General features: G+C 66.0%; 17 protein-coding genes and 2 pseudogenes. 15 read left to right on the forward strand and 4 right to left on the reverse strand.

Going from position 1 to position 25242, the window contains the following annotated elements; translation table 11 throughout:
• Nucleotides 1–132 precede the first annotated feature (132 nt).
• From GKC70_RS21550 to yccS, 7 genes and pseudogenes are all read left to right on the forward strand, one after another.
• A pseudogene (locus tag GKC70_RS21550) lies at nt 133–1908 on the forward strand (acyl-CoA dehydrogenase); the annotation flags it as partial.
• 55 nt (nt 1909–1963) lie between these two features.
• Nucleotides 1964–3406 carry a TldD/PmbA family protein gene (locus GKC70_RS21555; RefSeq protein ID WP_342649872.1) on the forward strand — a complete coding sequence of 481 codons (1443 nt, stop codon included), beginning with the start codon at nt 1964–1966 and terminating at the stop codon, nt 3404–3406.
• Entirely contained in the window at nt 3406–4737 is a 1332-nt protein-coding gene (locus GKC70_RS21560) for a TldD/PmbA family protein (protein ID WP_342649873.1), read from the forward strand. The genes GKC70_RS21555 and GKC70_RS21560 overlap by 1 nt, the downstream gene beginning before the upstream one ends.
• 70 nt (nt 4738–4807) lie before the next feature.
• Nucleotides 4808–6235 carry a multidrug transporter subunit MdtD gene (mdtD, locus tag GKC70_RS21565; RefSeq protein ID WP_295486740.1) on the forward strand — a complete coding sequence of 476 codons (1428 nt, stop codon included), beginning with the start codon at nt 4808–4810 and terminating at the stop codon, nt 6233–6235.
• Between the two features lie 111 nt (nt 6236–6346).
• A complete protein-coding gene (gene dbpA, locus GKC70_RS21570; protein ID WP_342651561.1) occupies nt 6347–7684 on the forward strand; it encodes an ATP-dependent RNA helicase DbpA in 1338 nt (445 codons plus the stop codon).
• Nucleotides 7685–7727: 43 nt separating this feature from the next.
• Entirely contained in the window at nt 7728–8909 is a 1182-nt protein-coding gene (locus tag GKC70_RS21575; RefSeq protein ID WP_295486737.1) for an NAD(P)/FAD-dependent oxidoreductase, read from the forward strand.
• 117 nt (nt 8910–9026) lie between these two features.
• On the forward strand, nt 9027–11210 hold the full coding sequence (gene yccS / locus GKC70_RS21580) for a YccS family putative transporter (protein WP_304484429.1): 2184 nt from the start codon (nt 9027–9029) through the stop codon (nt 11208–11210).
• A 12-nt stretch (nt 11211–11222) separates the two neighbouring features.
• Here the strand turns inward: yccS and GKC70_RS21585 are convergent.
• The 3 genes and pseudogenes from GKC70_RS21585 to GKC70_RS21595 form a co-directional block, all read right to left on the reverse strand.
• Nucleotides 11223–11959 (reverse strand): annotated as a pseudogene (locus GKC70_RS21585) (transporter substrate-binding domain-containing protein).
• Between the two features lie 159 nt (nt 11960–12118).
• Nucleotides 12119–12415, reverse strand: coding sequence for a winged helix-turn-helix domain-containing protein (locus tag GKC70_RS21590; protein WP_342649874.1), 297 nt, complete (start codon nt 12413–12415; stop codon nt 12119–12121).
• An 11-nt stretch (nt 12416–12426) separates the two neighbouring features.
• Nucleotides 12427–12927: a M48 family metallopeptidase gene (locus tag GKC70_RS21595; protein WP_342649875.1), complete on the reverse strand. Its 501-nt coding sequence runs from the start codon at nt 12925–12927 to the stop codon at nt 12427–12429.
• A gap of 105 nt (nt 12928–13032) precedes the next feature.
• Here GKC70_RS21595 and GKC70_RS21600 point away from each other — a divergent pair, with 105 nt between their 5' ends.
• The 8 genes from GKC70_RS21600 to GKC70_RS21635 all read left to right on the forward strand — a co-directional run bounded on the left by GKC70_RS21600 (nt 13033) and on the right by GKC70_RS21635 (nt 22411).
• On the forward strand, nt 13033–13938 hold the full coding sequence (locus GKC70_RS21600) for an AraC family transcriptional regulator (RefSeq protein ID WP_342651562.1): 906 nt from the start codon (nt 13033–13035) through the stop codon (nt 13936–13938).
• 181 nt (nt 13939–14119) lie between these two features.
• Entirely contained in the window at nt 14120–15430 is a 1311-nt protein-coding gene (locus GKC70_RS21605) for a sugar ABC transporter substrate-binding protein (RefSeq protein WP_342649876.1), read from the forward strand.
• A gap of 76 nt (nt 15431–15506) precedes the next feature.
• Nucleotides 15507–16430 (forward strand): sugar ABC transporter permease, encoded by a 924-nt coding sequence (locus GKC70_RS21610; RefSeq protein ID WP_342649877.1) that lies wholly within the window; start codon nt 15507–15509, stop codon nt 16428–16430.
• 10 nt (nt 16431–16440) lie between these two features.
• The gene (locus tag GKC70_RS21615; RefSeq protein WP_039582787.1) at nt 16441–17274 is read left to right on the forward strand and encodes a carbohydrate ABC transporter permease; all 834 of its coding nucleotides are present in this window, start codon (nt 16441–16443) and stop codon (nt 17272–17274) included.
• 70 nt (nt 17275–17344) lie between these two features.
• Nucleotides 17345–18451 carry a sn-glycerol-3-phosphate ABC transporter ATP-binding protein UgpC gene (gene ugpC / locus GKC70_RS21620; RefSeq protein ID WP_342649878.1) on the forward strand — a complete coding sequence of 369 codons (1107 nt, stop codon included), beginning with the start codon at nt 17345–17347 and terminating at the stop codon, nt 18449–18451.
• Between the two features lie 11 nt (nt 18452–18462).
• Entirely contained in the window at nt 18463–19938 is a 1476-nt protein-coding gene (locus GKC70_RS21625) for a mannitol dehydrogenase family protein (RefSeq protein ID WP_342649879.1), read from the forward strand.
• Between the two features lie 14 nt (nt 19939–19952).
• Nucleotides 19953–21443, forward strand: coding sequence for a xylulokinase (gene xylB, locus GKC70_RS21630; RefSeq protein WP_342649880.1), 1491 nt, complete (start codon nt 19953–19955; stop codon nt 21441–21443).
• 35 nt (nt 21444–21478) lie between these two features.
• Nucleotides 21479–22411, forward strand: a complete 933-nt coding sequence (locus GKC70_RS21635) for a carbohydrate kinase (protein WP_342649881.1) — start codon at nt 21479–21481, stop codon at nt 22409–22411.
• A gap of 15 nt (nt 22412–22426) precedes the next feature.
• Here GKC70_RS21635 and GKC70_RS21640 read toward each other — a convergent pair whose 3' ends face one another.
• On the reverse strand, nt 22427–25213 hold the full coding sequence (locus tag GKC70_RS21640; protein ID WP_342649882.1) for an RHS repeat-associated core domain-containing protein: 2787 nt from the start codon (nt 25211–25213) through the stop codon (nt 22427–22429).
• Between the last annotated feature and the right edge of the window lie 29 nt (nt 25214–25242).

Consider the following 25242-nt stretch of genomic DNA (forward strand, 5'->3'; position numbering starts at 1 on the left):
TCAGTCCCCGCAGCCCCACCTGACCCAGCACCGCCATCGTGCTTTTGAAGCGCTATCACCCACATCCATTAGCCTGTGCGGTAACGGTCACCGCCACTAGACTCGGCGCATCCCGATTCCAGGAATGCCGCCATGTCCGAGCAACTCCTCAGCAGCCGCAACCTTGCGTTCGAACTCTATGAAGTCCTCGATGCCGAGGCCCTGACCGCCCGCCCGCGTTTCGCCGAGCACAACCGCGAAACCTTCGACGCCGCGCTGGGCACTGCGCGCAGCCTGGCGGAAAAGTACTTCGCCCCGCACAACCGCAAAGGCGACGAGCACGAACCGCGCTATGTGGACGGCCGGGCTGAGTTGATCGCGGAGGTCAAACCCGCCGTGCAGGCGTTTCTCGACGCGGGCTTGCTCAATGCCAACCGCGACTTCGACGTCGGCGGCATGCAGTTGCCGAGCCTGGTCTCGCAAGCCTGCTTCGCCCACTTTCAGGCCGCCAACGCCGGCACCACCGCCTACCCGTTCCTGACCATGGGCGCGGCCAACCTGATCGAAAGCTTCGGCGACGAAACGCAGAAGCGGTTGTTCCTGCAACCGATGATCGACGGCCGCTTCTTCGGCACCATGGCCCTCACCGAACCCCATGCCGGCTCGTCGCTGGCCGACATCCGCACCCGCGCCGAGCCCGTTGGCGACGGCAGCTACCGGCTCAAGGGCAACAAGATCTTCATCTCCGCCGGCGACCACGAGTTATCGGAGAACATCGTGCACATGGTCCTGGCCAAGCTGCCGGACGCCCCGGCCGGGGTGAAGGGCATTTCCCTGTTCATCGTGCCCAAGTACCGGGTCGACGCCGACGGTCGCCTCGGCGCGCGCAACGACGTGGCGCTGGCCGGGCTGTTCCACAAGATGGGCTGGCGCGGCACCACCTCCACGGCGCTGAACTTCGGCGATAACGGCCAGTGCATCGGCTATCTGGTCGGCCAGCCGCACCAAGGCCTGGCGTACATGTTCCAGATGATGAACGAGGCGCGCATCGGCGTCGGCATGGGCGCGGTGATGCTCGGCTACGCCGGCTACCTGTACTCGCTGGACTATGCTCGCCAGCGCCCCCAGGGCCGTCAGGTGGACAACAAAGACCCGCACAGCCCGCCGGTGCCGATCATCGAGCATGCCGACGTGCGGCGCATGCTGCTGATGCAGAAGGCCTACGTGGAAGGCGCCTTCGACCTGGGGCTGTACGCTGCACGGTTGTTCGACGACACCCACACCGCGCCCGATGCAACCACCCGCGAGCAGGCCCAGCAATTGCTCGACCTGCTCACCCCCATCGTCAAATCCTGGCCATCGGCGTTCTGCCTCAAGGCCAACGAACTGGCGATCCAGATCCTCGGCGGCCACGGCTACACCCGCGACTATCCGGTGGAGCAGTACTACCGCGACAACCGCCTGAACCCGATCCACGAGGGCACCGAGGGTATCCAGTCGCTCGACCTGCTGGGGCGCAAGCTGGCGCAGAACGGCGGTGCCGGGCTCAAGCACCTGATCCGCCTGATCGCCGCCACCGCCGAACGTGCCAGCCATCACCCCAACCTGGATGCGCTGCGCCAGCCGCTGGAGCAGTTGGTCAATCGCTTGCAGGCCGCAACCCTGGCCCTACTCGGCGATCTGGCCCAGGGCAAGGCGGCGGCTGCGCTGGCCAATTCTGCGCTGTACCTCAAGGTGTTCGGTCACTGCGTGATCGGCTGGCGCTGGTTGGAGCAGGCGATCCATGCCGAGCTTGGGTTGCTCAAGGAAGTTGAAGCCGATCGCGATTTCTATCAGGGCAAACTGCAAGCGGCGCGTTATTTTCTGATCTGGGAGGTGCCAGGCTGCCATACTGAGCTCGCCTTGCTCGAGGCACGTGACGACACGTGCCTGGGCATGCACGAGGGTGGTTCTAGGGGAGCCACCGTGTACCGGAGGTTCTTGCATGTTCGATTCCAGCGCCCTGCTGCGCCAGCGTTTCGCCGGGCTGCGCAGCACGGCCGACGTCTTTTCGCTGCGCCACGTCAAGCAAGCGCACCAATCACTGTCGGTGCGGCGTAACGTCGCCGAGCCACCTTCGTTCAGCCAGGACGAGGGCGCCATGCTCAGCGTTCGGCTCAACGGCGTGGAAGCCTACGCGGCCACCGCCGACCTGTCGCAAGCCGGACTGCAACGCGCGCTGGAGCAGGCCGAGGCCCTGGCCCGGCAGATCGCCGGCCACCACCTGCTCGATCTGCGCCAGCAGCCGGTGCCCAGCCAACGTCACGACCACGTCTCGCCCAACTTCGAGCAGGCCCTGCCCAACCTGGCCGACTGCCTTGAGCTGCTGGCCGCCGAATCGGCCAGCGTGCCCAAGGACGCACGCCTGGTGGACTGGCAGGCGAGCCTGGGCATCACCCTCGTCGAGCAGACCTACCTGAACTCGGCCGGTGCGCAGTTGCGCCATGCGCAGCGCTTCATCTTCCCCGGCCTGGGCGTCACCGCCAGCGATGGCCAGGACAGCCAGAGCCGCACCCTGGGCCGGGAGAACTTCGGTCAACAGGGCGGCTTCGAGGTCATCGAACGCTGCGGCCTGGTAGGCGCGGCCCGACGCGTGGCCGACGAAGCCCTGCAGTTGCTGCTGGCGCCCAACACCCCCAGCGGCGTGCGCGACCTGCTGTTGATGCCCGACCAGATGATGCTGCAGATCCACGAGTCCATCGGCCACCCCCTGGAGATGGACCGCATCCTCGGTGACGAGCGCAATTACGCCGGCACCAGCTTCATCAAGGCCAGCGACTTCGGCCATCTGCAATACGGCTCGGCGCTGCTCAACGTCACCTTCGACCCGACCCTGCCCGAAGAGCTGGCCAGCTACAGCTTCGACGACGACGGCACACCCGCCAGCAAGCAGTTCCTGATTCGCCAGGGCACGCTGTTGCGGCCGCTAGGCGGCGCCCTCTCGCAACTGCGCTCCGGGCTCGACGGCGTGGCCAACAGCCGTGCCTGCGGCTGGAACCGCGCCCCCATCGATCGCATGGCCAACCTCAACATCGAACCGGGCGAGCACTCGCTGGAGCAACTCATCGCGGGCATCGAGCACGGCATCCTCATGCGTACCAACCGTTCCTGGTCCATCGACGACGCGCGCAACAAGTTCCAGTTCGGCTGCGAATGGGGCCAGCTCATCGAGCACGGCCAACTCAAGGGCGTGGTCAAGAACCCCAACTACCGCGGCATCTCCGCGCAGTTCTGGCGCAACCTCTCGGCGGTGGGCGACCGCAGCACCTTCCAGGTGCTCGGCACCCCGAACTGCGGCAAGGGCGAGCCCAACCAGGTCATCCGCGTCGGCCACGCCTCGCCGGCCTGCGTGTTCCGCCAGATCGACGTATTCGGAGGAGACGCCTGATGAGCACTTCGTATCGACATCGCTTCGAGCACCTGCACGGCGCCCTGCGCGACGCCGTGCATCCCGGCGAGCAGTTCACCCTCGGCTACAGCGCCGAACAGTCGCGTTTCGTGCGCTTCAACCAGGCCAAGGTGCGTCAGGCCGGCGATGTCAGCCAGGCCAGTGCGAGCCTGCGCCTGGTGCGTGACGGCCGTCAGGCCGAGCAGCAGTTCACCCTGGGCGACGACCCGCAACTCGACCGCCAACGCCTGCACGACGCGCTGGCGCAACTGCGCCAGACCTTGCCGCTGCTGCCCGCCGATCCCTACCTGAAACTGGACGAGCGCGCCTGGCATAGCCACAGCGTGCAAGAGGAGCCCCTGCCCGACTTCGACGAAGTGCTGGCGCTGGTCGAGCAGCAGGCCGGCGACCTGGACCTGGTCGGCATCTATGCCGCCGGTCCCCTCAGCCGGGGCTTCGCCAGTTCCTATGGCGCCTTCGGCTGGCACCAGTCCAACAGCTTCAACTTCGACTGGAGCCTGTTCCACGCCAACGGCCAGGCGGTGAAAGCCAACTATGCCGGCCAGGCCTGGAGCGCCGAGGCCTTCGCCGCGCGCCTGCGGCTGGCGCGCGAGCAACTGCAGCACTTGGGCCGCCCGGCCATCACCCTCGAACCCGGCAGCTACCGCGCCTACCTGGCCCCCGCGGCCATGGACGAGATCGCCGGCATGCTGGGCTGGGGCGGCTTTTCAGCCCAGGCCCTGGCCACTGGCAACAGCCCGCTGCAGCGCCTGTACAACGGCGATGCCCGGCTCAGCCCGCTGGTGAGCGTCGCCGAACAGGTCAGCGGCTCGCTGAGCCCAGCGTTCTCCGACGAAGGCTCGCCCCGCCAGGACCTGACCCTGATTGGCGAAGGCCGCGCCCTCGAGCGCCTGACCAGCGCGCGCAGCGCCGCCGAATTCGCCCTGCTGGCCAACGGTGCAGACAGTTACGAGGCGCCCTGCGCGCTGAGCCTGGCCCCCGGATCGCTGGCCACGGCGGACATCCTCGAACACCTCGGCACTGGCCTGTACATCAGCAACCTGTGGTACCTGAACTACTCCGACCTGCCCGCCGCGCGCATGACCGGCCTGACCCGCTTCGCCACCTTCTGGGTAGAGAACGGGCAGATCCAGGGACCAGTGAGCACCATGCGCTTCGACGACAGCCTGTACAACCTGCTGGGCGACCGTCTGGAAGCGCTGACCTGCGAGCGCGAGCTGATCCTGTCCACCAGCACCTACGGACAGCGGCAGACCGGATCGAGTCATTTGCCCGGCGCGCTGGTCAGAGAACTGACATTGACATTGTGATTGGCCCTGCCGGCCCTATCGCCACCGCGATCGACCCGCGCCAGGGCCGGCACAGGCAGAAGAGGACGTCATGCCCGAACGCGCCCCGCTCGACCCCACCACCGCCCGCTGGCTCCCCTGGGTGGTGGCCATCGCTTTCTTCATGCAGTCGCTCGACGGCACCATCCTCAACACCGCGCTGCCCGCCATGGCCCGCTCGCTGGCCGAAGACCCGTTGCGCATGCAGGGCGTGATCATCGCCTACATGCTCACCGTGGCCCTGCTGATCCCCGCCTCGGGCTGGATCGCCGACCGCTTCGGCACCAAGCGCATCTTCTTCGGCGCGATCCTGCTGTTCAGCGTCGGCTCGCTGCTGTGCGCGGCGGCCAACAGCCTGGGCTTTCTGATCTTCGCGCGGGTCATCCAGGGCCTGGGTGGTGCGCTGATGCTGCCGGTCGGGCGCCTGGTGGTGCTGCGCGCCTACCCGCGCTCGGAACTGGTGCGGATCATGAGCTTCATCACCATCCCCGGCCTGCTCGGGCCGCTGCTCGGCCCGACCGTGGGTGGCTGGCTGGTGGAAATCCTCAGTTGGCACTGGATCTTCCTGCTCAACCTGCCGGTTGGCGCGCTGGGCTGCTATGCGGTGTGGAAATTCATCCCGGACCTGCGCGGCAGCGAACGCACCACCTTCGACGGCCCAGGCTTCCTGCTGTTCGGCGCGGCGATGGTGCTGATCACCATCGCCATGGAAGGCCTGGGCGAACTGCACCTGCCGCACCTGCGGGTGATGCTGCTGCTGTTCGCCGGCATGGCCTGCCTGGCCGCTTACTGGCTGCGCGCCGGACGCGACCCCGAGCCGCTGTTCTCACCCAGCCTGTTCCGCGTGCGCACCTTCGCCATCGGCATCCTCGGCAACCTGTTCGCCCGCCTGGGCAGCGGCGCCTTGCCCTTCCTGGTGCCGCTGCTGCTGCAAGTGGCGCTGGGCTACTCGCCGGCGCAGGCGGGCATGAGCATGATCCCGCTGGCGGCCGCAGCGATGCTGGCCAAGTCGGTGGCACGTCCGCTGATCGAGCGCCTGGGCTACCGCATCATCCTCACCGGCAACACCCTGCTGCTCGGCGTGATGCTGGCCAGCCTCGGCCTGGTCGACGAGCAGACGCCGTACTGGCTGCTGCTGGTGCAACTGGGCGTGTTGGGCGCGGTGAACTCGCTGCAGTTCACGGCCATGAACACCGTGACCCTGATCGACCTGGACGATGTCAGCGCCAGCAGCGGCAACAGCCTGCTGTCGGTGGTCGCGCAACTGTCGCTGAGCCTGGGCGTAGCCTGCGCCGGCGCCCTGCTCGGTGGTTTCACGGCCTCGGGCAACGCTGACGGCGTGGAAACCACCTTGGGGGCGTTCCAGCTCACCTTCCTGACCATCGGTTTGATGGCGATGCTGGCTGCGGCGATCTTCCTGCAGCTTTCGCCGACAGACGGCCGACGTACCCGTCGTCCGGAAGAGCACGTGGAAACGTAGGGGGAATCGCCATGGGCTGGTAGACTGTGCGGCATTTTTCGCTTCGCACCGCAGGCCAGTCCCGTGACCACCGACTCCACCGCTTTCGCTTCCCTGCCGCTGTCCGCCGCCATGCTGGCCAACCTGGATGCCCTGGGTTATGCCGCGATGACCCCGATCCAGGCGCAGAGCCTGCCGGTCATCCTCAAGGGCCAGGACCTGATCGCCCAGGCCAAGACCGGCAGCGGCAAGACCGCCGCCTTCGGCATCGGCCTGCTCAACCCGATCAACCCGCGCTACTTCGGCTGCCAGGCGCTGGTGCTGTGCCCCACCCGCGAGCTCGCCGACCAGGTGGCCAAGGAACTGCGCCGCCTGGCCAGGGCCGAGGACAACATCAAGATCCTCACCCTGTGCGGCGGCGTCTCGCTCGGCCCGCAGATCGCCTCGCTGGAACACGGCGCGCACATCATCGTCGGCACCCCAGGACGCATCCAGCAGCACCTGGACAAGGGCACCCTGGACCTCAAGGGCCTCAACACCCTGGTGCTGGACGAAGCCGACCGCATGCTCGACATGGGCTTCTTCGACGCCATCGCCGCGATCATCGGCAAGACCCCCTCGCGGCGCCAGACCCTGCTGTTCTCGGCCACCTACCCAGCCGGCATCGAGCAACTGGCCGCCGACTTCATGCGCGCGCCGCAGCAGGTCAAGGTCGAGAGCCAGCACAGCGACAGCCAGATCGAGCAGCGCTTCATCGAGATCGATCCACAGCAGCGCCTGGAGGCGGTCACCCGCGTGCTCGGTCACTACCGTCCGCAGTCGTGCGTGGCGTTCTGCTTCACCAAGCAGCAGTGCGAAGACCTGGTCATCCACCTGACCGCCAAGGGCATCGTCGCCCAGGCCCTGCACGGCGACCTGGAACAGCGCGACCGCGATCAGGTGCTGACGATGTTCGCCAACCGCAGCAGCTCGGTGCTGGTGGCCACCGATGTGGCCGCGCGCGGCCTGGACATCGATGGCCTGGACCTGGTGATCAACGTCGAACTGGCGCGCGATGCCGAGATTCACGTGCACCGCGTCGGGCGTACCGGCCGCGCCGGTGAGAAAGGGATGGCGATCAGCTTGGTGGCGCCGGCCGAAGGCCATCGCGCCCAGGCCATCGAAGACTTGCAGAAGCGCCCGCTGCGCTGGGAACCGCTGGATGGCCTCAAGCACAAGGGTGGCGAGCCGCTGCTGCCGCCGATGACCACCCTGTGCATCGGTGCCGGGCGCAAGGACAAGCTGCGCCCAGGCGATATCCTCGGTGCGCTGACCGGCGACGCTGGGCTGCCGGGCAAGCAAGTGGGCAAGATCGCCATCTTCGACTTCGTCGCCTTCGTGGCGGTGGAGCGAGCGGTGGCCAGGCAGGCGATGCAGCGGCTCAACAGCGGCAAGATCAAGGGCCGCGCGCTCAAGGTCCGCATCATCTAACCCCTTGGCAAGCTCCCTTTTCGACTCCAGACAGGTTCACACCGTGCACTCCACCGACGTGATCATCATTGGCGCCGGCGCCGCCGGCCTGATGTGCGCACACCTCAGCGCGCGCCGCGGTCGCCGCGTGCTGCTGCTCGACCATGCCAACAAGCCCGGCAAGAAGATCCTCATGTCCGGCGGCGGGCGCTGCAACTTCACCAATATGTACACCGAGCCGGCCAACTTCCTGTCGCAGAACCCGCACTTCTGCAAGTCGGCCCTGGCCCGCTACACCCAGTGGGACTTCATCGAACTGGTGGCCCGCCACGGCGTGCCGTACCACGAGAAGAAGCTCGGCCAACTGTTCTGCGACAACAAGTCCAGCGACATCCTCGACATGCTCCTGGCCGAGTGCGACGCCGCCGGTGCCGAGCTGCGCATGAACACGCAGATCGAACGGATCGACAAGACCGACGACGGCTACCGCCTGCACACCAGCGCCGGACCGTTCGCCTGCCAGTCGCTGGTGATCGCCACCGGCGGCCTGTCGATCCCGACCTTGGGCGCCACCGGCTTCGGTTACCAGGTCGCCCGCCAGTTCGGCCACACCCTACTGCCGACCCGCGCGGCGCTGGTGCCATTCACCGTCACCGAGCCCCAACTCAAGGCACTGTGCAGCGAGCTGTCCGGCACCTCGCTGGACTGCATCGCCCATTGCAATGGCGTGAGCTTTCGCGAAAACCTGCTGTTCACCCACCGTGGCCTGAGCGGCCCGGCGATCCTGCAGATTTCCTCGTACTGGGAAAGCGGCGACACCGTCGAGCTCAACCTGCTGCCCGACCACGACGCGCTGCAATGGCTGCAACAACAGCAGGCCGAGCGCCCCAACAGCGAGCTCAAGACCGTGCTGGGCGAGGTATTCACCCGCAAGCTGGCGAACTTGCTGGCCGAGCAGTGGTTCGTCTCCAGGCCGTTGAAGCAGTACACCCCGGCGGAACTGGCGCAGATCGCCGAAAAGCTGTCGGCCTGGCAGGTGGTGCCGGCCGGCACCGAGGGCTATCGCACGGCGGAAGTGACCCTCGGCGGCGTGGACACCCGCGAAGTGTCGTCCAAGACCCTGGAGTCGTTGAAGAGTCCGGGGCTGTACTTCATTGGCGAGGTGCTGGATGTCAGCGGCCACCTGGGCGGCTTCAATTTCCAATGGGCCTGGGCCTCGGCCAACGCCGCGGCGCAGTTCGTCTGAGGTAGAATCCGCTGCGCACGGAACGGTTATTGCTGGATCGTGCGAGGCTACTTCCGGGGCCGCTGTGCGGCCCCGAACCCGATCAGAACTCCCTCTCGCTCACAGCCCAGGGCCACTATGTCATCGAGTTCGTTGCGCCATTCATTGCGTCGCCTGTGGGGCCAGGACAAGTTCAGCTACGCCATCCGGGTGACCATCGCCCTGACCGGCTCCATGGCCTGGTGCTGGTACCACAACGAGATGAGCCTGCTCATCCCGCTGTTCCTGGGCATCATCGCCAGCGCCCTGGCCGAGACCGACGACGGTTGGCAAGGCCGCCTCAGCGCCCTGGCCGTGACCCTGGTGTGCTTCGCCATCGCCGCCCTGGCGGTCGAGCTGCTGTTCCCCTACCCCTGGATCTTCGTCGTCTCGCTGGCCCTGGCCGCCTTCGGCCTGACCATGCTCGGCGCCTTGGGCGAGCGCTATGGCGCGATCGCCTCGGCGACCTTGATCCTGTCGGTGTACACCATGATCGGCGTCGACCAGCGCGGCGGCCAGGTCAGCGACTTCTGGCACGAACCCTTGCTGCTGGTGGCCGGCGCGGCTTGGTACGGATTGCTCTCGGTGCTGTGGCAGGCGCTGTTCTCCAACCAGCCGGTGCAGCAGAGCCTGGCCAAGCTGTTCTTCGAGCTGGGCAGCTACCTCAAGCTCAAGGCCAGCCTGTTCGAGCCGGTGCGCACCCTGGATGTCGAAGCCACGCGCCTGGAGCTGGCCAAGCAGAATGGCCGGGTGGTCGCGGCGCTGAACACCGCCAAGGAAATCATCCTGCACCGGGTTGGCAACAGCCAGCCCAACTCCAAGGTCAGCCGCTACCTGAAACTGTACTTCCTGGCCCAGGACATCCATGAACGGGTCAGCGCCTCGCACTACCCTTACAACGCCCTGAGCGAGACGTTCTTCCACAGCGACGTGATGTTCCGCTGCCAACGCCTGCTGCGCAAACAGGGCTCCTCCTGTCAGGAACTGGCCCGTTCGATCCGCCTGCGCCAGCCGTTCGTGCTCGCCAGCGGCTACCCCGAGGCCCTGGAAGACCTCAACGCCTCGCTGGAGTACCTGCGCCAGCAGAACAACCCGGCCTGGCGCGGCCTGTTGCGCTCGCTGCGCGCCCTGGCGGCGAACCTGGCGACCCTCGATCGCCTGCTCGGTGCGGCGAGCAACCCCGACAGCCTGGTCGCTGCCAGCGACAGCAGCCTGCTGGACCGCTCGCCGCGCACCTTCAAGGAAGTCTGGAAACGCCTGCGCACCCAGCTCACCCCCACCTCGCTGCTGTTCCGCCATGCCTTGCGCCTGCCGCTGGCGCTGTCGATCGGCTACGGCATGGTGCACCTGATCCACCCCACGCAGGGCTACTGGATCATCCTCACCACGCTGTTCGTCTGCCAGCCCAACTACGGCGCGACCCGACGCAAGCTGGTGCAGCGGATCTTCGGCACCGCCATCGGCCTGACGGTGGGCTGGGCGCTGTTCGACCTGTTCCCCAACCCGGTGGTGCAATCGCTGTTCGCGGTGGTGGCCGGTGTGGTGTTCTTCGTCAACCGCACCACCCGCTACACCTTGGCCACGGCGGCGATCACGCTGATGGTGCTGTTCTGCTTCAACCAGATCGGCGATGGCTACGGGCTGTTCCTGCCGCGCTTGTTCGATACCCTGGTCGGCAGCCTGATCGCCATCCTCGCGGTGTTCCTGTTCCTGCCCGACTGGCAGGGACGGCGCCTGAACAAGGTGCTGGCCAACACCCTGAGCTGCGCCAGCGAGTACCTGCGCCAGATCATGCAGCAGTACGCCGTGGGCAAGAGCGACGACCTGGCCTACCGCCTGGCCCGCCGTAACGCGCACAACGCCGACGCGGCGCTGTCGACCACGCTGTCGAACATGCTCATGGAGCCCGGGCACTTTCGCAAAGAAGCCGACGTGGGCTTCCGCTTCCTGGTGCTCTCGCACACCCTGCTCAGCTACTTGTCGGGCCTGGGCGCGCACCGCGACACGGCATTGCCCGCCGAGGTGCACGAGCAGTTGATCGATGGCGTGGGCAGCAGCCTGGCGCGCAGCCTCGACGAGATCGCCAGCGGCCTGGCGGCGCGCTCGCCGGTGGCCATCCACAGCGACGCGGAGGAGGCCCTGGCCCAGCAACTGGAGCAGATGCCCGAAGAGCTGGACGAGCACCAGCGCCTGGTGCAGTCGCAACTGGCGTTGATCTGCAGGCAATTGGGACCGCTGCGCACGCTGGCGGCGCATTTGATCAAGGACAGCGAGCCGGCCTGAGGTGTCGGCGCGTCAGAAGCCGTACTGGCGCATGATCCGCGCGTAGCTGCCATCGGCCTTCATCGCCTGGATCGCGCGGTCGAAACCCTGGACGATCTGGTCATGCTGCGGGTTCTTCCGGCTGACCAGTATGTGCAGGCTGTTCTCGCCCAGGGCTGGGCGACGAAGTCCACCTGCCCGCGCACCTCGGGCGGCTCGTGTTGCAGCAGGTAGCGCGCCACCAGTTCGTCTTCCACCGCCAGGTCGATCCGGCCGGCAGCCAGCATGCGGATGGCCGACGAGAAGCTGCGCACCGGCACCTTGTCGAGTCGGCTGTCGCTGTCGAAGGCCGGAGAATAGGCATAATCACGCACCACGGCGATGCTGTAGGGGTACAGATCGGCCAACTGGGTGAAGCTGAAGGGTCGATCCTTGCGCCCGAGCAGGCGGATGCGGTTGCTCAGGTAAGGGCTGGAGAATTTACCGAGTTGGGTACGCGATTCGGTGTACCAGGCGTTGATCAGCACGTCGTAGCGGCCCTCGCCCACGCCCATCAGCGCCCTGGCCCACGGCACCTCCTCGAATTCGCTGGCATACCCGGCACGCGCCAGCGCCGCGCTGACCAGATCGGTCGCCAGGCCGCCGCCGGGCAAGCTGCTGTCGGAGAACGGCGGCCATTTATCGGCCACCAGGCGCAACGTCGGCTGGGCCACGGCAGGTGCCATCGCCAACACCGCGATCAACCCCACAACGCCAAGCAGTGAGCGCATGCACAGTACCTCTCGCGGCCTGGAGGGATCGCAGCCGATGGCCCGAGGGTACACAAAGCCGACCGCCGACGGCAGCAGGCAATAATGTCATTTAGCCTCTATTTTGGCCGAATCGCTGAGCGGCGCTGGCGCTGCACGACGCCGAACGCTGCACGCGTCTCAGGGATAGCCCAGCACCTGACGGATGTGCGCCAGATGGGCTTCGATCCACTGTTTGTCGATCGCCCCCCAGTCGCGGATGCGATACTGCCCGGCATGGTTGCGCGCGCCGCTTAGCTGCTCGAATTCACAGACGATATCCAGGTCGGCCAGGGCGATGAGGGTGTCCTGCGCGGTGCGCCGGGGCATGCCGGTGGCCTCCATCAGTGCCGGCACGCTGGTCGCGGTCTGGCTGTCGATCAGCCAGGCGACGTACAGCCGGCGGTAGAAACTGCTCTTGGTCTTGCTTACGTCCATGCTCGGGAGCCTCAGGCGATGCCCGGCAGTTCACGCCAGGTCAGGTAGACACGCAGGTCGAATTCCAGCTGATGGTAGTCCGGCTCCATGTGCTGGCACAGTTGGTAGAACGCCTTGCTGTGGTCGCGCTCGCGCAGGTGGGCCAGTTCGTGGACCACGATCATGCGCAAGAACTGCGGCGCTGCGTCCTTGAACAGCGACGCAATGCGGATTTCCTTCTTGGCCTTGAGCTTGCCGCCCTGCACCCGGGTCACCGCGGTGTTCAGCCCCAGGGCGCGGTGGGTGAGGTCCAGGCGATTGTCATAGAGCACCTTGTCCAGCGGCGGCGCGCTGCGCAGGAACTGTTGGCGCAGGTCCTGGGCGTAGAGGTACAGCGCCTTGTCGTTCTGCACGTCGTGGCGCTGCGCATAGCGCTGCTGCAGGTAGTCGCCCAGGCGATTGCGGGCGATCAGTTGGCGGACCTGTTCCTGCAGATGCGGCGGGTAGGCTTGCAAGTAGCGTAGGGGCGTCATGGCCGGGGAGTTTACCCAATTGCCGCGTCCCTGTGTGCGTGCTGCCAGCGCTCGGCGCCATTGTTGGCTACGATGATCCCTTCATCCCCGCTCGAAGCACTGACCATGCCCAAAGCCAGCAAAGTCATCGACCCCTCCTACGAACTGATGGACGACCACGAAGGCCACTCGCTGATCTACCGCCAGCATGGCTTTCCCAGCCCGTTGGTGCGCTGGCATTTCCACAAGGAATACGAGCTGCACCTGATCGTCGCCAGCGCCGGCAAGGTGTTCATCGGCGACTACATCGGCAACTTCGCGCCCGGCACCCTGTTCCTTACCGGCCCCAACCTGCCGCACAACTGGATCAGCCAGGTCGCCGTCGACGAGGTGGTGGACACCCGCGACATGCTGGTCAATTTCACCGACGAGGTGCTCGAACACGGCAGCCAGGTGTTCTCCGAGCTGAACCAGTTGGCGCCCCTACTGGCCCGCGCCAGCTACGGCATCGAGTTCCGCGACCCGGTGCTGATCGACCAGAGCCGGCTGTTGCTGCAACGCATCGCCGACAGCCGGGGCATGGCCCGCCTGGGATACTTTTTTATCCTCATGGAAAAACTGGCGGCCTGCGACGACTACCAACTGCTGTCCACCGTCACCTCCTCGCACCTGGCCGACGAGCACAACGTCGACCGCATCAACCGGGCCGTGGACTACATCTTCGAGCACTACGCCCAGGACCTCACGCAACGCGAGGTAGCCGAGCACCTGGGCATGACCACCACCTACTTCTCGCGCTTCTTCAAGCAGGCCGCAGGCCGGGGGTTCGTCGAGTTCGTCAACCGCCTGCGGGTCAGCAAGTCCTGCGAACTGCTGGCGCGCAGCGAGCTGCCGGTGACCGAGGTGTGCTTCGAGTCGGGCTTCAGCAACCTGTCCAATTTCAATCGGCGCTTCCAGCAGCTCAAGGGCATGACCCCCTCCGGCTACCGCAGCCTGGTGACCCAGCGCCTGACCGAGCAAAACCGCGCCTGAGACTGAGCGCGAGCTGTTTGGCAGCACACCACGCGCCAATGACGCACAGCAAAAAAGTATCGGTCAGGGTGCAGGCCAGGCTTTGTCGCTGAATCCCGTGACAGGTGTAATCGGTGGCGAGCATGACAAAAACAATAATGTCTCCTGCGCCGTTCTGCGGTCCGGGAGGGGAGTTCACCGCATGAACGACTCGATCAAGGCCTGCCTGGCCGTCGCCTGCCTCGGCCTGATGCCACTGGCCCAGGCCGCCGAAACCCTGACCATCGCCACCGTCAACAACAGCGACATGATCCGCATGCAGCGCCTGTCCAAGGTGTTCGAGCAGCAGCACCCGGACATCGCGCTGAAGTGGGTGGTGCTCGAAGAAAACGTGCTGCGCCAGCGGCTGACCACCGACATCGCTACCCAGGGCGGGCAGTTCGACGTGCTCACCATCGGCATGTACGAAGCCGCGTTGTGGGGCGCCAAGGGCTGGCTGGAGCCGATGCAGGACCTGCCGGACGACTACCATCTCGATGACGTCTTCCCCTCGGTGCGCGACGGTCTTTCGGTCAAGGGCACGCTCTACGCCCTGCCCTTCTACGCCGAAGCCTCGATCACCTACTACCGCAAGGACCTGTTCCAGCAGGCCGGCCTGAGCATGCCCGAGCAGCCGACCTGGACCCAACTGGGCGAGTTCGCCGCCAAGCTCAACAAGCCCCAGGACGGCCAGTACGGTATCTGCCTGCGCGGCAAGGCCGGCTGGGGCGAGAACATGGCCCTGATCGGCACCCTGGCCAATGCCTTCGGCGCACGTTGGTTCAACGAACAATGGCAGCCGGAATTCACCGGCAGCGAATGGACCCAAGCGCTGAACTTCTACGTCGACACGATGGAGCACTACGGGCCGCCCGGCGCGTCGAGCAACGGCTTCAACGAGAACCTGGCGCTGTTCAACAGCGGCAAGTGCGCAATGTGGGTCGATGCCAGCGTCGCCGGCTCGTTCGTCACCGACAAATCCCAGAGCAAGGTGGCCGATGTCACCGGCTTCACCTTCGCCCCCAAGCAAGTCACCGACAAAGGCGCGAGCTGGCTGTACTCCTGGGCCCTGGCGATCCCCACCAGTTCCAAGTCCAAAGACGCGGCGAAGGCCTTCAGCACCTGGGCCACTTCACAGGCCTACGCCCAACTGGTGGCCGACAAGGACGGTGTGGCCAACGTGCCGCCCGGCACCCGCGCCTCCACCTACAGCGAGGCGTACTTGCAGGCTGCGCCGTTCGCCAAGGTGACCCTGGAGTCGCTCAAGCGGGTGGACCCCAACAACCCCACCCTCAAGCCGGTGCCCTATGTGGGCATCCAGTTGGTGACCATCCCTGAGTTCCAGGCCATCGGCACCCAAGTCGGCAAGTTGTTCGCCGCTGCCCTGACCGGGCAGATGAAGCCCGAGCAGGCGCTGGCCGCCGCCCAGGCCTCCACCGAACGCGAGATGAAACGCGCCGGCTACCCCAAGTAGTCCGAACGGATCCGTCGGCGCGCCCGCCAGGGCGCGTCGACGCTCGCCCGCCCTGCCTGCCGCCTGAGGAATCGTGATGAATACGTCGGCCCTGGACACCCCGACCCTGGCCCCCGAGCGCCGGGGCAAACGCCGCATCGGCCCCGGCTGGTTCCTGGTCAGCCCCTCGGTAGCGCTGTTGCTGCTGTGGATGATCGTGCCCCTGGGCATGACCCTGTACTTTTCGCTGATCCGCTACAACCTGCTGTACCCCGGCGAGAACGACTTCGTCGGCCTGGAGAACTTCAGCTTCTTCGTCACCGACGCGGGCTTTCTGCCCGGCGCGCTCAACACCCTGACCCTGGTGGGCAGCGTGCTGGCGATCAGCATCGTCTTCGGCGTGCTCATCGCCGCCCTGCTGGAGGCTGGGGAGTTCTGGGGCCGCGGCGTGGTGCGGGTGCTGTTGATCTCGCCGTTCTTCATCATGCCCACGGTCAGTGCGCTGCTGTGGAAGAACCTGATCCTGCACCCGGTGTCCGGCATTCTCGCCGCACTCTGGCGCCTGTTCGGCGCGCAGCCGGTGGACTGGCTGGCGCATTACCCCTTGCTGTCGATCATCCTGATCGTGTCGTGGCAGTGGCTGCCGTTCGCCATCCTGATCCTGATGACCGCCATGCAGTCGCTGGACCAGGAACAGAAGGAAGCTGCACGCCTGGACGGCGCCGGCCCGCTGGCGATCTTCTGGCACCTGACCCTGCCGCACCTGGCACGGCCCATCGCCGTGGTGCTGATGATCGAGACCATCTTCCTGCTGTCGGTGTTCGCCGAGATCTTCACCACCACCAGCGGCGGACCGGGCTACGAGTCCACCAACCTGGCCTACCTGATCTACAACCAGGCGCTGCTGCAGTTCGACGTCGGCATGGCGTCGGCTGGTGGCCTGATCGCCGTGCTGATCGCCAACGTCGCTGCCATCGTGCTGGTGCGCATGATCGGCAAGAACCTCACCGAGCGCAGCTGAGGAGCCCGCCATGCTGACACTCAAGCAAACCCGCCGCCTGCGCGACGCGCTGCTCGGCCTGCTGTGCTGGGGCATCGCCCTGGTGATCTTCTTCCCGATCTTCTGGATGCTGCTGACCAGCTTCAAGACCGAACTGGACGCCTTCGCCACGCCGCCGCAGTTCATCTTCCAGCCGACGCTGGAGAACTACCTGCACATCAACGAGCGCAGCGACTACTTCGCTTATGCCTGGAACTCCGTACTGATCTCGGCCACGGCGACACTGCTGTGCATGCTGATCGCAGTGCCGGCCGCCTATTCCATGGCCTTCTTCGAGTCGCGCCATACCAAGCGCACCTTGCTGTGGATGCTCTCGACCAAGATGCTGCCGCCAGTGGGCGTGCTGATGCCCATCTACCTGCTGGCCAAGCAGTTCGGCCTGCTCGACTCGCGCCTGGCGCTGATCATCGTCTACACCCTGATCAATCTGCCGATCGTGGTGTGGATGATCTACACCTACTTCAAGGACATCCCCGTGGACATCCTCGAGGCGGCGCGCCTGGACGGGGCCGGCACCTGGCAGGAGATCGTCCGCGTGCTGCTGCCGATCGCCCGCGGCGGCCTCGCCTCCACGGTGCTGCTGTCACTCATCCTGTGCTGGAACGAAGCGTTCTGGTCGCTCAACCTCACCTCGTCGGCCGCCGCCCCGCTCACCGCGCTGGTGGCGTCCTATTCCAGCCCCGAAGGCCTGTTCTGGGCCAAGCTCTCGGCCGTCTCAACCCTGGCCTGCGCGCCGATCCTGATCTTCGGCTGGATCAGCCAGAAGCAACTGGTGCGCGGGCTGTCGTTCGGAGCGGTGAAATGAAACGGCTCAGTGCGGCTGCTGCGCAGCCCAACCCCCAATCGAACCCCTGCCGCCACGGAGCGCACTCGACATGGCTGATCTGAAGATCCGTAACCTGCACAAAGGCTTCGATGGCCACGCCATCATCAAAGGCATCGACCTGGACGTTCACGACCGCGAGTTCGTGGTGTTCGTCGGTCCGTCGGGCTGCGGCAAGTCGACCCTGCTGCGCCTGATCGCCGGCTTGGAAGAGGTCAGCAGCGGCACCGTCGCGCTCGATGGCCGCGACATCACCGACACCGCCCCGGCCAAGCGCGACCTGGCCATGGTGTTCCAGACCTACGCCCTGTACCCGCACATGACCGTGCGCAAGAACCTGTCGTTCGCCCTGGACCTGGCCGGGGTGGCCAAGGCCGAGGTCAGCCGCAAGGTCGAGGACGCCGCGCGCATCCTCGAACTGCAACCGCTGCTCGAACGCAAGCCGCGCCAGCTCTCCGGCGGCCAACGCCAGCGCGTGGCCATCGGCCGGGCGATCGTGCGCAACCCGAAGATCTTCCTGTTCGACGAGCCGCTGTCCAACCTCGATGCCGCCCTGCGCGTGCAGATGCGCCTGGAACTGTCGCGCCTGCACAAGGAACTGGCCGCGACCATGATCTACGTGACCCACGATCAGGTCGAAGCCATGACCCTGGCCGACAAGGTGGTGGTGCTCAACGGCGGCCGCGTCGAGCAGGTCGGCTCACCGCTGGAGCTCTACCGCCACCCGGCCAACCTGTTCGTCGCAGGCTTTCTCGGCACGCCGAAGATGGGCTTTCTGCGCGGCCACCTGAGCCGCAATCATGGCGAGCGCTGCGAAGTGGCGCTGGAGTGCGGGACGCGCCTGGACGTGCCGCTGAGCGCCGGCGAGCTGGCCACCGGCAGTCCGCTGACCCTGGGCATTCGCCCCGAACACCTGAACATCGCCAGCCCCGGTGAGCCCGGCGCCCTGCAGGTAATCGCCGATGTCAGCGAGCGGCTGGGCAGCGACAGTTACTGCCACGTGCGCAGCGCCTGCGGAGAAATGCTCACGGTACGGGTGCGCGGCGACTTCGCGCCGACCTTCGGCGAGCCGCTGCACCTGCACCTCGATCCCCAGCACTGCCACCTGTTCGACAACCAGGGCCAGGCCCTGGGCAAACCCCTGCAAGCGGCCGCCTGAAGGAGGTCCCGATGAAACTCGACCCGCGTACGCTCGACCAACTGCCAACCACCGTCGCCCGCCCGACCTACGACCCCGCGCAACTGCGCCAGGGCATCGTGCACATCGGTGTCGGTGGATTCCACCGCGCCCACCAGGCGGCCTACACCGACGCCCTGATGAACCTCGGCGAAGCCCACGACTGGGCGATCTGCGGCGCCGGCCTGCGCAGCGAAGACCGCGCCATGCGCGATGCCCTGGCCAGCCAGGGCCACCTCTACACCCTGTTCGAGCTGGGCGATGGAGCCGATACCGAGGTCCGCGTGATCGGCGCGATCAACGGCATGCTACTGGCCGAGGACGATGGTCCGGCGCTGCTCGACACCTTGGCCGACCCGGCCATCCGTATCGTCTCGCTGACCATCACCGAAGGCGGCTACTGCATCGACGACAGCACCGGCGAGTTCCTCGACCAGTTGCCCGCGATCCAGCACGACCTGGCCAGCCCCGAGCAACCGCGCAGCGTGTTCGGTTTCCTCTGCCAGGCGCTGCGACGCCGACGGGAGGCGGGCAACGCGGCATTCACAGTGATGTCCTGCGACAACCTTCCGCACAACGGCGAAGTGGCGCGCAAGGCCCTGCTGGCCTTCGCCCGCTTGCTCGACGTCGACCTGGCCGAGTGGATCGCCCGCCACGTCAGCTTCCCCAACGCCATGGTCGATCGCATCACGCCCATGACCAGCGCCGCCCACCGCGAGCAACTGGCCGAGCGGCACGGCATCGAGGACGCCTGGCCGGTGGTCTGCGAGCCCTTCCTGCAATGGGTGCTGGAAGACCAGTTCGTCAGTGGCCGACCGGCCTGGGAAAAGGTCGGCGTGCAGTTCACCGACGACGTCACGCCCTACGAGGAGATGAAGATCAAGCTGCTCAACGGCAGCCACCTGGCCCTCACCTACCTGGGCTTTCTGCAGGGCTACCGCTTCGTCCACGAAACCCTGGCCGACCCACTCCTGCGCCGCTACATGCGCACCTTCATGGACCTGGATGTGACGCCACAGCTGGCACCCGTGCCGGGCATCGAACTGGCGCACTACAAGGAAGCACTGATCGAGCGCTTCGCCAATCGCGCCATCGCCGACCAGCTCGAGCGCGTGTGCTCGGACGGCTCGTCGAAATTCCCCAAGTTCATCGTGCCCACCGCCAACCGCCTGATCGCCGACGGCCGGCCGCTGGAACGCGTGGCGCTGGTGGTCGCGGCCTGGGCGCTGTACCTGGGCGGCGTGGACGAACAGGGCAACCACTACGCCATCCCCGACCCTCGCGCCGCCCAGTGCCAGGCCCGCGTGGTACAGCGCGACGGACTGGCTGCACGGGTGTTGGGCGACGAGACCCTCTTCGGCACGGCCATCCCGGCGTCACGCGAATTCGTCGTCGCCTTCGAGCGTCTGTATGACAGCTTGCGTGAGGTCGGCGTCAGCGAAACCCTGCGCCGGGTACTGGGCGACTGACACGGAGCGCGACGATGGACGGACTATTTCTCGGTATCGACTGCGGCACCCAGGGCACCAAGGCCCTGGTACTCGACGCCGGTAGCGGTGCGGTGCTGGGCCTGGGCAGCGCCGCGCATGCCCCGCCCGAGGGCGAGCAGGGTCGCCGCGAGCAGGACCCGGCGGACTGGCTGCGGGCCTTGCGCACGGCCGTCGCCGAGGCCTTGGCCTGCGCCGGTGTGCCCGGCTCGGCCATTCGCGCGCTGGCCGTCTCCGGCCAGCAGCACGGCTTGGTGATGCTCGATGGCCAGGGCCAAGTACTGCGCCCCGCCAAGCTGTGGTGCGACACCGAGAGCAGCGCCGAGAACGAGGATCTGCTGGCGGCGCTGGGCGGACCGGCCGGCTCGCTGGAGCGACTCGGACTGGTGATCGCGCCGGGCTACACGCTGTCCAAGCTGCTGTGGAGCAAGCGTCACCACCCCGAGCTGTTCGCCCGCGCCGAACACCTGCTGCTACCCCACGACTTCCTCAATCACTGGCTCACCGGCCGCGCCTGCACCGAGCCGGGCGATGCGTCCGGCACCGGCTATTACGATGTGCGCCAACGCGCCTGGGCCACCGATGTACTGGAACTGGTCGAACCCGGTAGGCGACTGGCGGCGGCGCTCCCGCAACTGGTGGCGTCGGGTGACTGCATCGGCACGTTGCAGACAGCAGCGGCCCAGGCGCTTGGGCTCGACGCCAGCACCTGGGTCGCCAGCGGCGGCGGCGACAACATGCTCGGCGCCCTCGGCACGGGCAATATCCGCCCCGGCCTCATCACCTTGAGCCTGGGCACTTCCGGTACTCTCGTCGCGCACACCGACCTGGCGCAGATCAGTCCCCAGGCCGAAGTCGCCACCTTCTGCGGGTCTTCCGGCGGCTGGCTGCCGCTGATCTGCAGCATGAACCTGACCGGTGCCTGCGCGCTGGTTCAAGACCTGCTGCAACTGGACCTGCAGCAATTCGGCGAACTGGCTGGCCAGGCGCCAATCGGTGCTGGCGGGCTGCTGATGCTGCCGTTCTTCGATGGCGAGCGGGTGCCGGCGCTGCCCGACGCCAGCGCCAGCCTGCTGGGCATGACCAGCGCCAACCTCACCCGCGCCAACCTGTGCCGGGCGGTGCTGGAGGGCACAGGCTTCAGCCTGCGCTACGGGCTCGACCTGCTGCGCGAGGTCGGCCTGCTGGGCCAGGAAATTCGCCTGGTCGGCGGTGCGGCGAAGAGCCCGCTGTGGCGCCAGACCCTCGCCGATCTGCTCGGCGTGCCGCTGGTTTGCCCGCGCCAGACCGAAGCCGCAGCGCTCGGTGCGGCGATTCAGGCGGCCTGGAGCCTGGGGCGTCAATTGGGCCGCGGGGACGACCTGCCGACGCTGGTCGAGCGCTGCGTAGCGCTCGACCCCAGCACCCGGACCGAGCCACAGCCCGCGCAACAGGCGGCTTTCGAGACCGCCTACCAACGTTATCGGGCGCACCTGCCGACGCGCTGAGCGCGGCCCGCGTTCATGTTTGCTCGGAGACCTTCATGTATCTGGTTTGTGGCGAAGCGCTGTTCGATGTGTTCAGCCAGGCGGACAGCCCCCGCAGCAGTGAGCTGGATTTCAAGGCGATTGCCGGCGGCTCGCCGTTCAACGTCGCGGTCGGCCTGCGCCGCCTCGGCGCGGAGTCGGCATTGTTCGGCGGCCTGTCCAGCGACTACCTCGGCGCGCGGCTGCGTCGGGTGCTGCAAGAGGAACAGGTCGATTGCAGCCATCTGGTCGTCAGCGAGGCGCCCACAACCCTGGCACTGGTCGGCTTGAACGCCGATGGCTCGGCGCAGTACCAATTCCGTGGCGACGGCTGCGCCGACCGTCAGGTGCGCCTGGAGCACCTGCCTGTGCTGGACGGTCAGGTACGCGGCATCCATGTGGGTTCCTACACCTTGGTGGTGCAGCCGGTGGCGGACAGCTTGCTGGCGCTGGTGCAGCGTGAAAGCGAGCGGCGGCTGATCAGCCTCGACCCCAACGTGCGCCTGAACACGCAGCCCGACGTGGCGCTGTGGCGCCGCCAGGTGGAAGCATTCGCCGCGCATGCCCACCTGATCAAGGCCAGCGAGGAAGACCTGACCCTGCTCTACCCGCAGCGCGATCCCGCCGAGGTTGCACGGGGCTGGCTCAACCCGCGCTGTCGGCTGGTGTTCGTCACCCACGGGGCAAACGGCGCCAGCGCGCACACGGCGCAGGGCTCATGGACGCGCCCGGCGGACACCTCGCGGCCCTTGCGCGACACCGTCGGCGCGGGCGATACCTTTCAGGCGGCAGTGTTGAGCGGTCTGGCCACGCTGAACGCGGACAGTCCACAGGCACTGGCGGCGCTGACGCGCGAAGCGATCGACGACCTCCTCGAATTCGCCATTCGCGCGGCGGCCATCACCTGTTCGCGGGTGGGGCCGGATCTGCCATTTGCCCGGGAGCTTTAATCAAAGGTTACGCCATCAGCTACGTTCGCGTCGCAATGACTGCCAGCGTGCATATCGGCCTCTGCGCTCTGAATGCGGTTTGTAAGCGCTCCACCGCCACGGCGCCGTGTGCCAAGGCGCTGGAACTTCCCAACCACCCTTGTAGAAATGAATCTGCCCCGCTAGCGCCGCTCTGTTACGAAACGCATAGCGCAACTCGCTGGCTGTAATGGACCATCCGAATTCACCTCTTTTATTGATAACGGCCGATTCACTCAGGTCGTCAAGGACAAAGTGGATCTTAGGTCCTGCCTGATTGGTTGCCATTTGAAGACCCAGTTTGGATCCCCGCTTCCAAAGTAACAACGGGCCGATATCATCCTGTATCCAATAGTGAAATCTACTGGCTCCCCACTGCGTGGCTACGCTCTCGTAGATGCTTGGAATATTAAACTTCGGATTCTTTTCGCCCGCCGTAAGATAGCTGTCCCAATGCACATAGGTCCCAAACGTCTCCCGAGCGACCGCGAGACTTCCAGTGCCCGGAGCTGCCGCCCTTAGTAGTTGGTGTGGTGAAGCGTTCTCTGGCAGTTTGAACTTTACCAAGGCTTCAATGCGCACGGCTTTAGCGACGGCTATGTTGTAGTGATCAATGGTCAACGCAGCGTCATCCTCCAACCCTCGATACCCCTCTATCGCGACCCTCAGATAGTTATGACGGGGATCGGACAATCCATAAACGAGATCACCTCGCCCTTGATCGAGATTCATGCTCATCACGCGCAAGCCTGCGGCATCGAAATATGTTACGGGGCTATTTCGCACCATGGCGTATAGATTGGCCCCATCGACGCCCCCTGCCGGATCCGCACTCAGCCAACGCCCCGTCCAGGGTTGATAATACCGATAGCCGTAGTAATACAGCCCCCCCGCGTCCCGCTCTCGCCCGGAATACCGAACCGCTTTATTGGTTGCTTTGATCTGATGACGCGCGGCCAAACTGGCCGTTCCACCAAACGGGTAAAACGCTTCACGGCTTATGACCTCACCCACGGCATCGAGCTCCAACCCGACACTGCCGATCACGTCGTCATAGCCATAGCGAATGTCGTCGCTATCGACACGCTCCGGCACTTGCGACAGGCCACGCACGGCCCGTGCCTGAGCGTTACCTGCCTTGCCCATCACCACAACGTGCACACGCTCCTTAACATCACCGGCGGCACACTCAAGATGCAACTCCACGCCCGGGAGGTAAACCACGTGCTGTTGCTTCAGCGAACGCCCCTGCCGCTGTCCGCAGACCTTGAGCACACGCTGCCCGCCTGCGTCATAGCGATAATGCTCCACGCCCTCTCCTGACACTTGCTGCAACTCGCCACGCGCCGTCCAGACCAGCGCCTGTCCCGGCAGCAACGCCCGTTGTTCGCCCCCGGCAGTGAACAGCGCTTGCATGTCCTCCGGCTGCTCGCACAGCACATCCCACACACCGCGGTTGCTGCGAGGACTCACGGTGATTGCCGTCACATAATGATTGTTGGTCGCTGGCGCGCTGTGCTGGATGCGGATCAGGTTGCCCGCGCTGTCGTAGGTAAAGCGCCGCGTGTATCGGGTGTAGAGCGAGTCATCCACCGGCAGCGGTACCAGCGCCTCAGGCAACAGATTGCCTTCTCGCCCGACATTGACCATTTCACGACCACTGGCAAAGACCAGTTGGTAGAGGCTGTCGTAGCGGTACTCGCACTCGGCGGCAACGCGCTGGTTGCGCCAGAACCGGGTCGGCTCGGCGTCGTTGTTCGTCCCGATCACGTTGCCGACAGGATCGTAGCGATAGTCCTGCGCTTGCACACGTCGAGGCAGCACCGCTTGGCGGCTGGTCTGAACGCACGCCAACCGAGAGGTCCTGGGCTGGTAACGATAAACCGTCACCGCGCCATTACCATGGGCCTCGCGCAGCTTGCGGCCCTGCGCCGAGTAGTCCACGGACACTACGATGGCGCGCTCAGGCTTGCTCTCGAGCGTCAGCCAAGTAGCGTTAAGCGCGCCCGCCACATCGTACGCCATGCGCTGCCGATGCCCGGCACAATCGAGCGACCACAGCGGCCTGCCCGTGGCGTCGCTGCCGCTGCATGTGCGGTAGGTATCGGTGTCCAGCAGATGGTCCCAATCCTGAGCTGAATCGCCGCGCCAGTCGGCGTGGACATCAACGTCGTCGGCCTCGCGCAACAACTGCCGTGACACACAGGTCGGCGTCCCCACCAGAGCCTTGCCCTGCGTGATGAGCCGCCCGGCAGGGTCGTAGTGACTCACCAGATCGCCCGACAGATTACGGTCTTTGTCCGCAGCGGCGTGCCCGGCATAGCACAAGCGTTCGCTGACCCGCGCTGGCGCTCCGACCACCTGCTCGCTGACGCTCAGTAGCCGACCTGCCTGCGTGGGTAACTCATAGACCAGGCGGTGCATCACCGCTTGCGTGAAATCGTCCTGATCGGCCGTGCCAACGCCCACCTGACTGACCGCAAAGAGCGCACGTCCGGCGCAGTCGTCAAGGGTCAGCCGAGTACCTGCATCGGCACTCTGCACCCGCAGGGTCTGCCGAGCCAACCCCTGCCGATACAGGAAATTGGCCCGACCGGTAGCATGCAAACGCGGATCAGCCATCTGGCTCGGCAAGCCCGATGGGCCGTAACCGTGACGCGCGATACGGATCTCAGCGGCGGCTGTCAGCGCCTCGCACCGGTAATACTCGATCTGACGCACGGGCAGACGACGATTGTCATAAACCCTGACAGATGGTGTTTGATGGAACAGTTCGCCGGCCATGCCCTGCTTCCTGTGATTGGCGTCTCGTC

The sequence above is a fragment of the Pseudomonas sp. REB1044 genome (genome assembly GCF_038813925.1).
Classification (GTDB): Bacteria; Pseudomonadota; Gammaproteobacteria; order Pseudomonadales; family Pseudomonadaceae; genus Aquipseudomonas; species Aquipseudomonas boreofloridensis.